Origin of the sequence: Vibrio aestuarianus, assembly GCF_012395185.1 — a bacterium.
Taxonomy (GTDB): domain Bacteria; phylum Pseudomonadota; class Gammaproteobacteria; order Enterobacterales; family Vibrionaceae; genus Vibrio; species Vibrio aestuarianus.
On record NZ_JAAZTU010000043.1, the window covers coordinates 1 to 12,589 of the forward strand.

The 12,589-nt window shown below is 42.7% G+C and carries 8 protein-coding genes; 5 read left to right on the forward strand and 3 right to left on the reverse strand.

From position 1 onward, the window contains the following. Positions 1-264: 264 nt before the first annotated feature. A complete protein-coding gene (locus tag HGG78_RS16385; RefSeq protein ID WP_172533550.1) occupies positions 265-1,086 on the reverse strand; it encodes a TraB/GumN family protein in 822 nt (273 codons plus the stop codon). Between the two features lie 480 nt (positions 1,087-1,566). Between HGG78_RS16385 and HGG78_RS16390 the strand changes: the two genes are divergently transcribed. Then, positions 1,567-4,218, forward strand: coding sequence for a beta-N-acetylhexosaminidase (locus HGG78_RS16390; protein ID WP_172533551.1), 2,652 nt, complete (start codon positions 1,567-1,569; stop codon positions 4,216-4,218). Positions 4,219-4,285: 67 nt separating this feature from the next. On the opposite strand, the gene HGG78_RS16395 is transcribed toward HGG78_RS16390, so the two are convergent. Then, a complete protein-coding gene (locus tag HGG78_RS16395; RefSeq protein WP_254068240.1) occupies positions 4,286-4,741 on the reverse strand; it encodes a DUF411 domain-containing protein in 456 nt (151 codons plus the stop codon). Positions 4,742-4,743: 2 nt separating this feature from the next. Beyond that, on the reverse strand, positions 4,744-7,461 hold the full coding sequence (locus HGG78_RS16400; protein ID WP_172533552.1) for a heavy metal translocating P-type ATPase: 2,718 nt from the start codon (positions 7,459-7,461) through the stop codon (positions 4,744-4,746). Between the two features lie 500 nt (positions 7,462-7,961). Here HGG78_RS16400 and HGG78_RS16405 point away from each other — a divergent pair, with 500 nt between their 5' ends. The 4 genes from HGG78_RS16405 to HGG78_RS16420 all read left to right on the forward strand — a co-directional run bounded on the left by HGG78_RS16405 (position 7,962) and on the right by HGG78_RS16420 (position 12,545). Further along, positions 7,962-9,113 (forward strand): porin, encoded by a 1,152-nt coding sequence (locus HGG78_RS16405; protein WP_053310966.1) that lies wholly within the window; start codon positions 7,962-7,964, stop codon positions 9,111-9,113. 74 nt (positions 9,114-9,187) lie between these two features. Beyond that, positions 9,188-9,790, forward strand: coding sequence for a YccT family protein (locus HGG78_RS16410; protein WP_171980837.1), 603 nt, complete (start codon positions 9,188-9,190; stop codon positions 9,788-9,790). 106 nt (positions 9,791-9,896) lie between these two features. Next, entirely contained in the window at positions 9,897-11,324 is a 1,428-nt protein-coding gene (gene gltX / locus HGG78_RS16415; protein WP_053310968.1) for a glutamate--tRNA ligase, read from the forward strand. A gap of 243 nt (positions 11,325-11,567) precedes the next feature. Further along, the gene (locus HGG78_RS16420; RefSeq protein WP_172533553.1) at positions 11,568-12,545 is read left to right on the forward strand and encodes an OmpA family protein; all 978 of its coding nucleotides are present in this window, start codon (positions 11,568-11,570) and stop codon (positions 12,543-12,545) included. The last annotated feature ends 44 nt before the right edge of the window (positions 12,546-12,589 follow it).

The following is a 12,589-nucleotide window of genomic DNA, read 5'->3' on the forward strand; positions in this document are numbered from 1 at the left end:
AATGCGGGGCTTTGTCATATCTGGAGTGTAGCAATGGTGTACTCGGAAGGGGCGGGGGTTCGGCTCTTTCAAACTCTGGCTCTTCACCGACCATATTAAAGGCCTCGCAGCAATGCGGGGCTTTGTCATATCTGGAGTGTAGCAATGGTGTACTCGGAAGGGGCGGGGGTTCGGCTCTTTCAAACTCTGGCTCTTCACCGACCATATTAAAGGCCTCGCAGCAATGCGGGGCTTTGTCGTATCTGAAGTGTAGACATAGTGGGCTCAGAAATCGCAGTTGGCGGTTTGGCTTGTTGAAAGCTGTTGAACTGCGAACCCCTTTGTTGTGAGTAAATCAAGTAAGTTGTGCTTGCCGATTAAGTGCAAAGTACCGACGACCACTAAATAGTTACCATCTTTATTAGGTAAAAAATAATCGGAGCTGAGCTTATCTGCCCATGCGTCATTTCTTTGAGTAATGAACGCCTCCACCATCTCCTCTGACATTTGTTCTAATTCTGCAAACTGAACGAGTTTGTGTTGATCACCTGCACTCCAACTTTCAATTAAACAGTGTAAAACTTGCTCATTATTATCCCATTCATCCAGTATCGCGGTTAAGAACTCTTTACCATCTTCTGGTTGATTGGCCAGTAAGTCTATCTGAAATTGCAGTTCTTCTAGGCTGAAAATGGGCTTGTTACTGGTCGTTGCTTTGTACATCAGACGCATATCGACACCATTATCCGGTACATAGCCTAATAGGGACCATTGTGCTTGCTGTAATTGTAAAGCGGTTACCCAAGGTGGTGAGTATTTGAGGTTGTCGGCGTTTAGTCCTAACTGTTTCGCAACTGTAACCAATAGCGACAGTTGCTGCGTATTGAGTACATCTTTAGATAAATGCTGTGTGGGAGGATAGCTAATGCCTTCTGTTTTTCTCACGTCAGTTTCCATTACTAGCCCATCGCTATGTTCTAAAAACTGGGTTACCGCTTGAGGAAGAGGATACATAGATTCATCACCTACATGTATCGACCCAACAATGAATAAAGTTTGATTCCCTTTTTTCGCCTGCCAATAAAGAGGCTCGGCGTTGATTATCATCGAAAAAAACAAAGAGAGCACTAACAGAAAATATTTCACAGCTATTCGTCACGAAGGTTGCGTCAAAAACGTCACTTTAAAGTATTTTAACGATTTTTACTGCGCTAAGAGTTGAGGTTTCGATCACATTTCTAGCCCATCACCCATTTTTAGAAAATAGATAACAGAATGTGGTTGTGAACAGGATCACGAGACACTCGCCATTTAAAGCTCGATTTCTGTGCGTTTATCCGCCAAAAACACGTTAAAAATGAACTTACAATTTTGACGTATCTACTAATTAATTGATTTATTTGGTTTTATGTTTTTTTGGAAATTGTGAAATTTGAAGCGGATCACCGGACATGGTTAATTATTTTACGCTTAGAAATAACTACTAGTATGTTGTTTACATTGTGTAAGAGCAGCCATTGGCTGACGTTTTTTTTTAAGTCCCTCATTTGGACTTTATTCCAGTCTATTAAGTGTAAGGTTAGTCATATGATTAAACGTAATTTGATCGCCGTTTCAGTCCTTGCCACCCTATCAGGGTGTTCAGTGTTTCAATCTTCAGAGCAGCAAGTCATCGATTCATTAGCCGATAATATCGATATCAAATATACCGTATTAACCAACCATGGTGCTGATGAAGGTTTAGCTTGCCAAGATCTTGGTGCTGAATGGGCATCTTGTAATAAGGTGAATATGACACTGACTAATTATGGCGAGGCTGTAGATTCAAAAGACTGGGCTATCTATTTCCATAGTATCCGCCTTATTCTGGATGTCGAAAATGAGCAGTTTAAAATTACTCGCTTAACGGGTGATTTACATAAACTGGAACCGACAGACAAATTTGATGGGTTTGCCGCTGGAGAGGAAGTGGAACTTCCTTTAATTAGTGAATATTGGCAGTTGTTCGAAACTGACTTTATGCCTGGCGCTTTTGTAAGTGGCCCTAATGCTGAGCCTAAGTTAATTGCCTCGCTCAATACTGAAGATACCGCTTCGTTTGTGCAAGGTTTAGAAGGAAACAATATTAAGCGAACTGCTGGTGATAACAATGTTTTTGCAACGGCAATCACTCGCTTTGAAAAAAATAATGATGTTCATAGCAAAGATGTGTCCACTACGCTTATTCCGACACCCCTGCATACCGTTGTGGGACAAGGCTCGGTTGATTTAAGCCAAGGTTTGAAGGTTGTCGAAGAAGGCTTTGACTCTGCACAATACGCAGCATTAGTTTCTCGAGCGGATTTACTCGGTGTAAGTCTAAATGGGGAATTGCCAGTTAGCGTTAAAGTTGATGCGGCAGCATTTTCTGGGGATATGGCTAAATCGGGTGCGTATTCTTTAGATATTCAAAAGGATGGTATCGGCATTGAGGCTTTTGACCAAGCTGGTGCTTTCTATGCCGTTCAATCGATCTTTGGCTTGATTGATAGCCAAAATGAAAAGTCTTTGCCGGTGATAAGCATTCAAGATGCTCCACGGTTCGAGTACCGTGGCGTAATGGTTGATGTCGCTCGTAACTTCCATTCTAAGCAAGCTATTTTAGCCACCTTGGAGCAAATGGCTGCGTACAAAATGAATAAGCTACACCTACACTTGACTGATGATGAAGGTTGGCGTTTAGAAATTCCTGGGTTACCAGAGCTGACCGATATTGGTTCGAATCGTTGTTTTGACCTACAAGAGAAAAGCTGTTTACTTCCTCAACTTGGCTCGGGGCCAACCTCGGATAACTTTGGTTCTGGATACTTTAGCAAGGCCGATTACATTGATATTTTGAAATATGCGAAGGCTCGCAATATTGAAGTGATTCCTGAAATTGATATGCCAGCGCACGCTCGTTCGGCGGTAGTGTCGATGGAAGCACGCTTTGAGCGCCTAATGGAGCAAGGTAATGTGGAGGCGGCAAACGAATATCGCTTGATGGATCCACAAGATACCTCCAATGTAACAACGGTTCAGTTCTACGATAAGCAAAGTTTTATCAATCCATGTATGGACTCATCAACTCGCTTTGTTGATAAGGTAATCTCTGAAGTAGCGGCAATGCACCAAGAAGCAGGCGCTCCACTCACTACATGGCACTTTGGTGGTGATGAAGCGAAGAATATTAAGCTAGGCGCTGGCTTACAAGATATTAATGCAGAAGACAAAGTGGCATGGAAAGGTAACATTGACTTATCTAAGCAAGATAAACCATTCCAACAGTCTCCACAGTGTCAGTCTTTGATCGCTGATGGTACTGTGAGCGACTTCGGTCATCTGCCAAGTCATTTTGCAGAGCAGGTATCTAAGATTGTGGCTGAAAAAGGCATCCCTAATTTCCAAGCATGGCAAGATGGTCTGAAATATAGTGAAGGTCCGGATGCGTTTGCCACAGAAGGTCAACGAGTAAACTTCTGGGACGTTCTGTACTGGGGTGGCACTTCATCAGTATACGATTGGTCAGCGAAAGGTTATGACGTCATTGTTTCTAACCCAGACTATGTCTATATGGATATGCCATACGAAGCCGACCCTAAAGAGCGGGGTTATTACTGGGCAACACGCGCCACGGATACGCGTAAGATGTTTGGTTTTGCACCGGAAAACATGCCACAAAATGCGGAAACGTCTTTAGACCGTGATGGCAACGGTTTTAGTGGTAAAGGTGAAGTTGAAGCGAAACCTTTCTATGGTTTGTCGGCACAATTGTGGTCTGAAACAGTACGCAATGACGAACAGTATGAATACATGGTCTTCCCGCGTGTACTTGCCGCTGCTGAACGTGCATGGCATAAGGCTGAGTGGGAAAATAACTACAAAGTTGGCGTTGAGTACTCACAGCAGACTAATTTAGTGAATAAAACGCAACTTAACCAAGATTGGGTTCGTTTTGCCAATATTATTGGCCAACGCGAGTTAGCTAAGTTAGATAAAGCGGGCATTGAATACCGCCTTCCAGTCCCTGGTGCTAAAATTGAAGCGGGTCAGTTGGCAATGAATGTTCAATTCCCAGGAGTCGAATTACAATACTCTGTTGATGGTGAAAGCTGGTTAGATTACGATGATTCAGCAAAACCTAAGGTTAACGGTGAGGTGTGGATTCGTTCGGTATCTACTAACGGTGAGCGTGTTAGCCGAGTCACCAGCATCAAATAGCTTCCCCATTTAAATGAAAGCCTCCGATCTCCGGAGGCTTTTTCGTTGATAGCTCTAAGATATAGGGCTAGTTGCCAGCGTGGTGTGAAAACTCAAACGCTTGCCCTTGTTCGTTGAACGCGTAAACCGAGTAAGCATCTTTTTTATTACCATGCTCCATACCTGGAGAACCGATCGGCATGCCCGGAACAGCTAAACCTTTAGCATTTTTCGGTGGGTTAGCAAGGAATGCTTTAATGTCATCGGCTGGGACATGGCCTTCAAAAATATAGCCATCAATAACGGCGGTATGGCAAGAGGCTAGCTCTTGCGTAATGCCAAACTTTTGTTTGATGGGATTCATATTTTCATGTAGCTCTTCCTTGACGGTAAAGCCTTGCTGTTCCATATGTTTACTCCAATCACCGCAACAACCACAGTAAGGAGACTTATAATTAGTGACAGTTGCTGATGCGATAGCTTGAGCCGATAAGCTTGCCATCGCGAGTGTTAGCATCGTCATGGATAGTGTTTTTAGTTTCATAATCACCTCTGTGAAATAAAGGGCGTTTTAAATAGTCGTAAGCGATTGGCATTACTGACTACCGTAATTGAAGAAAGTGCCATGGCCGCGCCTGCAACCACTGGGCTGAGTAAAAAGCCAAAAGCAGGGTAGAGAATGCCCGCCGCAATCGGGATCCCTAGCGAGTTATAGACAAAAGCTCCCAATAGATTCTGCTTCATATTTTTAATGGTGGCTTTGGATAGAGCGATAGCATTAACTACAGCCAATGGTGAAGAGTTCAACAGCGTCATTTGTGCGCTCTCAATCGCAACATCACTGCCGCTGCCCATTGCCATACCTATGTCGGCTTTGGCAAGTGCTGGCGCATCGTTAATACCATCACCGACCATCGCTACCACTTGACCTTGTTTTTGTAGCTTATTGATATGTTGTGCTTTTTGTGCGGGCAGCACCTGAGCGATCACTTGTTTTATCCCTAATTGTTTTGCGATGGCATTAGCTACACTTTGAGTATCACCGGTAAGCATGACAGTGTGAATGCCCAGTTTCGTCAAAGCGGAGATAGCTTGAGCCGCCTCTTCTTTTATCGGGTCTGCAATGGCGATCATTCCTTTGATTTGATCATTAATGGTAATGATCATCGGAGTCCATGCCTTTGCAGCATAGCGTTTAATCGTTTCGTCAACGGGGGCGAGTGAAATCCCCAGCGACTGGATATGAGCAATTGAGGCGATGGTAATGCGCTCTCCTTGAACATTTGCACTTAGCCCTTTGCCTCTGAGGTTGGCAAATTGTTCAATCGACAGTGGTTGAATCGCGTGTTGCTTTGCGAACTGGCAAACCGCTTTCGCCAACGGGTGATCAGAATGTTGTTCAATAGAATAGGCGATAGAGAGTAAGCGTTGCTTGTCGATTTCAAAAGTATCCACACTTTGAACGCTTGGTTTGCCTTGAGTTAGGGTACCGGTTTTGTCAAAGACAACGGTGGTTATTTTACTGGCTGACTGCAAGACATCGGCATCGCGAATTAATATGCCCATTTCAGCGGCTTTGCCGACTCCCACTGTAACCGACAGAGGTGTTGCTAACCCCAAAGCGCAAGGACAAGCGATAATTAACACCGTGGTTGCTACAACCAGCATATAACTTGCCTTGGGGTCAGGGCCAAACAGATACCAGGTAAAGGCTGAAAATAGGGCGATTAACACCACGATGGGGACAAATATGGCTGAAATTTGGTCTGCCAGTTTGGCTATTGCGGGTTTACTACTTTGTGCCTGGCGAACCATTTGGATAATTCGCGCCAGCATGGTTTGTGCACCAATGCCTGTTGCTTCAATGATTAAACTGCCGTCATTATTGATAGTGCCAGCGGATATGCCGTCTCCTTTGGTTTTTAGTACTGGAATTGGCTCTCCTGTGAGCATTGATTCATCAAGGTAGGACTCTCCTGCGAGCACTTTGCCATCAATAGGAGCCTTTTCTCCAGGCTTGATACGTAATTTCATGCCTAACTGAATAGTGCCAACGTCGATGGTTTTATCCCCTTGCTCTGTTATTAATGTCGCCTGTTGAGGTTGAAGGTTGATCAGTGCTTGCAAAGATTGGGTGGTTTTGGCTTTGGCTCTGGCTTCAATATAATGTCCGAGAGAAATTAAACCAATGATCATCGCACTAGCTTCAAAGTACACATGGCGAGAAGCAAGCGGAAACCAGTTGGGGACGATAATGACCAGCATCGAATAAATCCACGCAGCGCCAGTACCTAGTGCAACTAAGGTATCCATTGTGGCTCGGCGATGAGTTAGGGCCAGCCAAGCATTGCTGAAAAATTGGCGACCTGCGGTTGCCAACAACCCCAAGCAGAGTAAACCAATCACTCCCCATAACCATTGATCAAGTGTCGATAGGATCATCATGTTACCGCCAGCAACACCCCAGCCCATGAGCGGAATACCGAGCATCAAACCAAGCCAAGCACTGCGTTGGTGGTGCTTCAGTGTTTCTTGTAATTGTTGTTGCTGCTTTTGCTGTTGTAATGCCGGGTCATCCATTTTTTCTGCGCGGTATCCGGCTTCTTTTACATTTTTAAGTAACTGTTGCACCAAGGCTTCATTTTGCGAAGAGATGGCAACCAATGCGCTTTGTTCGGCTAAATTTATTTGAGCTCGTTTGACACCTTTTACGGCTAATAAGGCTTTCTCTACGGAAGAGACGCAGCTAGCACAGGTCATGCCTTGGATCAGTAAGTGAATGCTTACTGTTGAAAAGTCTTCCATCATATCAGGTTGTTTAGGTAGATTGGTGTTATCAACTGCTGTTGGTGCGCTTTGTTGTTCAGCTTCACGATTTTCTTTTTCTATAAGCGCTTGATAACCGAGAGATGCTACTTGTTGTTGGATACTGGCAGCAGATAGGGTAGTCACTAGAGACAACTGTGTTTTAGTGACCAACAGGCGAGCGATTTGATCGGATGCTTTAAGCAGTGAAGTAAGTTTGTTCACACAACCACCGCAATTCAAACCTTGTAATTCAAATTCAAGATGATGACCGGCTTGATAGCCTAATGACTCGATTTCATCAATAAGTTCATCCAACGATGCTGACGTCGTCAGTTCAATCAATGTAGTGGTAAGCTGGTGGATATCTACATTGGCTTGCTGCTTTAACAGACGTTCTACTTTTTTAGCGCAGCCCATACATTTAAGACCGGCTAGCGGTATGCTGAAATGTTTCATTGATAGATCCCCGAGTCATTCTATTACCGAGTAGCATAAACCTTCCCTTAAGGGGAAGGTCAAGCACTAACGTTATCCCGACAAAATCGTCAAATTGTGACTTTTTTATTCAATATGACGGCGAGTTTGTTGCGACTGACTTCAAAGATATTTATAGATGTAAATAAAGTTCCGTAAATTTTGATCAATACGATGTTGATTGACTCACAAAACTGTCCTTAAAAACATAAATCACTATTACTACATCTTATAAAAAGTTAATTTTAACGTTTTTTTGTTTTTATTTTTGTTTTAACTGCTTGTTTTTAATGGTTTTATATTTATTTGCTTTTGGTTATTTTGAAGTTTGTCAGAGAAATGTCTGCCCTATTTTTTGGAGAAAAAAAAGTTTGTCATATTGGCCCCGTCCATAAATGGTTCTCCAGATGATTCATATTCCTGTCCTGTATGAATTTGAATGGGGATAAAAAACTTAAAAATAATATATAGGGGTTTATCTTATGTCTCATTTCAAAAAAACGTTATTAGGTGCAGTGGTTTCTAGTTTAATGATGAGTGGTGCGGCTTTTGCCGAAGGAGCAAATGGCGATGCTGCTGAAAAATTCTTAACCAAGGATTCATTTGCCTATGAAGTTTACGGCATTATCGCGATGCAGGCCGCGTATCGTGATTATGACAGCGGTGATAGTGTTAAAGATGATAATTTGGGTGGAATGCAGTTCAATAATGAATCACGCATTGGTTTCCGTGGTAAAAAACAATTTGCAAATTTTGGTCCAACTTTCCTTTGGCAAATTGAAGGGGGGTATGTAGACCCTAGTTTTGGTGGTGAAGGTGCTGGTCTGGGAGAGCGTGATACCTTCGTAGGCTTTGAAAGCGAAAATATGGGGCAAATTCGTGTCGGTCGTGTGTTGACGCCATTATATGAACTTGTTGACTGGCCAGCATCGAACCCAGGTTTAGGTGATGTGTTCGACTGGGGTGGTTCTATTGGCGGAGCGAAATATCAAGATCGCCAATCAAATACTGTTCGCTGGGACTCCCCAATGTATGGTAATGCTTTCTCGTTAGATGTTGCGGCGGGCGCGGGTGATAAGGCTGGTTTAGGTGAAGGTGATGACTATTGGGCAGGTGTCGCGGCTCATTATAAAATTGGTCCTGTACAAATTGATGCTGCCTACGAAGGAAACCGTGATATTGCCACTGAAGGTACTAAATGGGATAACAATACTTACCTAGTCGGTTTACAAGGTTGGTTTGACAATGGCATCTCTTTCTTTGCTCAATACAAAATGATGGATGCTAAATCTACAGCTGGTGATGATGAAAAGCAAAATGCAATGTCAGCAGGTTTGATGTACACCACGGGTGACTGGCAATATAAGCTCGGCTATGCAGCAAACTTTGAGTTAGAGCGCAATGGTAAAACGCTAGACAATACAGATGATGATGTTCTTTCTGCTCAAGTGATGTATTTTGTCGACCCATCGGCGGTGCTGTATGTACGCGCGCGTACACTTGATTTTGGTGATAAAGCGTCTTATGCCAATGGTTATCAAGATAAAGATGCTGACGGAAAAGTGACTGGTACTGAGCGTTGGAAATCGGATGATTACGTAGAATTTTCTGTGGGCGTTGAATACTATTTTTAATCAGCCACAAGGCTAAATATCCTAAAGGGCGGTTTCCGCCCTTTTACTGCTTATAAAAATAATGAGGTCCGAAGATGTTATTAAAAAAACGATTTATTATTGCAGGGCTATCTACCCTATTTTCTTTGCAAGCATTCGCCGCTTCCATTCAACTTCAATCTGAAATTGTACCGCAAGTGTTAAATGGTCAAGCGGTACAAGCAGATGATTTTATACAGCCGCAACAGTTAGAACTAAAAGATGGTACCAATCAGTTGGTGGTCACTATTGGGCAAATTGTTTTTCAAGATGGAAAACGAAGAAAATTTGATTCTCAACCTATGATTATTGAGTTTTCAACAGGTAGTGATGAGTTACTAACATTAAACTATCCCAACCTGAGAACGATCGAAGATGCTAAATCTTTCGAAAAAAAACCGACGTTTTCATTTACCAATCAAGCTAAGCAGACGAAAGAATATTCATTATTGGTAATGAATAAAAATGGTCTACAAGGATTTCGAGATTACGAACGAGAAGTTGCTGATTTTAATCATCAAAATGAAAATGCAACCGTTATTACTGATAGTTCAAAAAGCACTGCAAGTGGAACAACCGACCTGAAAAATGAGTTTTCAAGCCTCTCAAAAGAGCAACAACAAGAATTTATGCAGTGGGCATTGAGAAACTTGAAGTAATCGAGGATTGTAGATTTACTTGTCAGTGGTAAAATGTCGTCACTTTTTATCCTTGTATTCGCAGCGGAACTATTCTCCGCTGTATTTTTATCCCTAAGGAAATCAAATGACGGTTAAAACTCGTTTTGCTCCTAGCCCAACAGGCTATCTTCACGTAGGTGGTGCGCGTACTGCACTTTACTCTTGGCTTTATGCAAAAAACCAAGGTGGTGAGTTCGTTTTACGTATTGAAGATACGGACCTAGAACGTTCTACCCAAGAAGCAGTAGATGCGATTCTTGAAGGTATGACTTGGCTAGGTTTGGAGTGGGATGAGGGCCCATATTTCCAAACTAAACATTTTGATCGTTACAACGAAATGGTTGATAAACTGCTGGCGGAAGATAAAGCATACAAATGCTACGCATCTAAAGAATTGCTAGATGAAATTCGCGCTGAGCAAGAAGCGAATAAAGAGATGCCCCGTTACGATGCAGATCACCCTAAAATCAAAGCGGTCAATGATGCGGCGAAAGAGGGTGACCCATGCGTTATTCGTTTCCGTAACCCGAAAGAAGGCAGTGTTGTTTTCAATGACCAAATTCGTGGCCGTATCGAGATTTCCAACAGCCAAATGGATGATTTAATCATCCGTCGTACTGACGGTTCTCCAACTTACAACTTCTGTGTGGTTGTTGATGACTGGGATATGGGTATTACTCATGTTGTACGTGGTGAAGATCATATCAACAACACGCCTCGTCAAATCAATATCTATGAAGCTCTAGGCGCACCAGTGCCAGTGTTTGCACACTGCGCGATGATTCTAGGTGACGATGGTGCGAAACTTTCAAAACGCCACGGCGCGGTGTCAGTAATGCAATATCGTGATGAAGGTTACTTACCTGAAGCATTGAATAACTACCTTGTTCGCCTAGGTTGGTCTCACGGCGATCAAGAAATTTTCTCCCGTGAAGAGATGATTGAATTCTTTAGCTTAAATGCGATCAGTAAATCGGCTTCAGCATTCAATACTGACAAACTATTGTGGTTAAATAACCATTACATTAAAACCTCTGATCCACAATATGTTGCCAAGCACTTAGAGTGGCATTTTGAGCATCAAGGTATTAATCGAGATAACGGCCCTGCATTGGCAGAGATCGTTAAATTGGTCGGCGAGCGTTGCAACACATTGGTTGAGCTTGCTGAGCAGTCGCGTTATTTCTTTGAAGATTTCTCTGAGTTTGATGAAAACGCCGCGAAAAAGCACTTACGTGGTGTAGCAAAAGAACCATTGACATTAGCTTTGAATAAAATTGAAGTTCTGACTGAGTGGACAACAGAAAACTTACATAACGTCATTGCTGAAGTGTGTGAAGAGCTTGAGATCGGTATGGGTAAAATTGGTATGCCTTTACGTGTTGCCGTTACTGGTGGTGGTCAATCACCGTCTGTGGATGCGGTTATGCAGCTTATTGGTAAAGAGCGCGTTGTTGCTCGTATCAAGATGGCTCTCGACTTTATTACTCAACGTGAAGCCAACATGCAGTAATATCTCATTTGATAATTAAATCAACCGCAGCCTTCGCTGCGGTTTTTTTTGCATGTTAAATTATTTGAAACGCAGGGTGGTGAGTTTTTACAAAACGGTGACAAAGAATAAACTAATTCACTATTTATCCTTTCTTTTCATAGGCTATAGTAATGACTGTGGTGCAAAGTTTACCTGAGGTCGAAACGATTTTTTCTCTTAGGTAAATTCATCATAATAACTATAAAGTTGGAAGGAATTTATATGAAAAAGTTAGCAGCAGTTATTTCGGCATCACTTATTTTTGCATCTTCAGCCACAATGGCTGAGGTGTATCTTGGAGGCAAGGTCGGTAAATCATGGTTAGATGATGCTTGCCGCTCAGTGGATACGTGTGATGATGATTCGTCTACCGTTGGTGTGTTCTTGGGTTACCAAGCACTTGATTGGCTCTCTATAGAAGCAGGTTATGATTATCTTGGTGAGTTCAGTGGTGCAGGCCTTAATGATGATAAAGTTAATGTTATTACTTTAGCACCTAAATTTAGTGTTCCGTTGGGTTATGGGGTCGAGCTTTATGCCAAAGTTGGTGGTGCTTATGTTGATTACGGCAGTGAAGATGATTACTCATACCTAGGTGCAGCCGGTTTCGAATTCAATACCGATAATAATTTAACATTCCGTGTGGAATACCAAGCGATTACAGACATTAATAATGATCTGGTACGCGCACAAGGAAACTCTGCAACTTTAGGCGTTTCCTATAAATTTGGTAGCAGTAAATCAGAGCCAACACCGATGATGGTTGAAGAGGTTATGGTAGAAGAAGTGATTGAGGAGCCTGTTGTGGTTGTTGAAACTACAACCGTAATTAAAAGTGTACCATTCCAAAGTTTAGACGGCAGTAGCTTTGAGCATGATAGCTCAACATTAACTCAACAAAGTGAAAAAACGCTCGATAAGCTCGTCACTTACTTGAACTCTTACCCTCAGTCACACGTTGAAATTACAGGTCATACTGACTCAACAGGATCGGCGGCTTATAATCAAAAACTATCGGAAAAACGCGCTCAAGCGGTTGCTGATGCCGTCATTGCGAAAGGCATTGAAGCAAGTCGTATCACAGTGAAAGGTGAAGGGGAGAGTAAACCTATAGCGTCCAATGATACCGCGGAAGGGCGCAAGCTAAACCGCCGAGTCGATATTATTATTCCTGAGTTTGAATACGAAGTTATAAACTAACGTTATTTTTTGATCAATAACGCTAAAGCCCGCGACAATGCGGG

What these genes read in the sequence shown, in the direction of transcription:
- HGG78_RS16385 (WP_172533550.1), bottom strand. Translation starts at nt 1,086, where the DNA reads ATGATAATCAACGCCGAGCCTCTTTATTGGCAGGCGAAAAAAGGGAAT.
- HGG78_RS16390 (WP_172533551.1), top strand. Translation starts at nt 1,567, where the DNA reads ATGATTAAACGTAATTTGATCGCCGTTTCAGTCCTTGCCACCCTATCA.
- HGG78_RS16395 (WP_254068240.1), bottom strand. Translation starts at nt 4,741, where the DNA reads ATGAAACTAAAAACACTATCCATGACGATGCTAACACTCGCGATGGCA.
- HGG78_RS16400 (WP_172533552.1), bottom strand. Translation starts at nt 7,461, where the DNA reads ATGAAACATTTCAGCATACCGCTAGCCGGTCTTAAATGTATGGGCTGC.
- HGG78_RS16405 (WP_053310966.1), top strand. Translation starts at nt 7,962, where the DNA reads ATGTCTCATTTCAAAAAAACGTTATTAGGTGCAGTGGTTTCTAGTTTA.
- HGG78_RS16410 (WP_171980837.1), top strand. Translation starts at nt 9,188, where the DNA reads ATGTTATTAAAAAAACGATTTATTATTGCAGGGCTATCTACCCTATTT.
- gltX (WP_053310968.1), top strand. Translation starts at nt 9,897, where the DNA reads ATGACGGTTAAAACTCGTTTTGCTCCTAGCCCAACAGGCTATCTTCAC.
- HGG78_RS16420 (WP_172533553.1), top strand. Translation starts at nt 11,568, where the DNA reads ATGAAAAAGTTAGCAGCAGTTATTTCGGCATCACTTATTTTTGCATCT.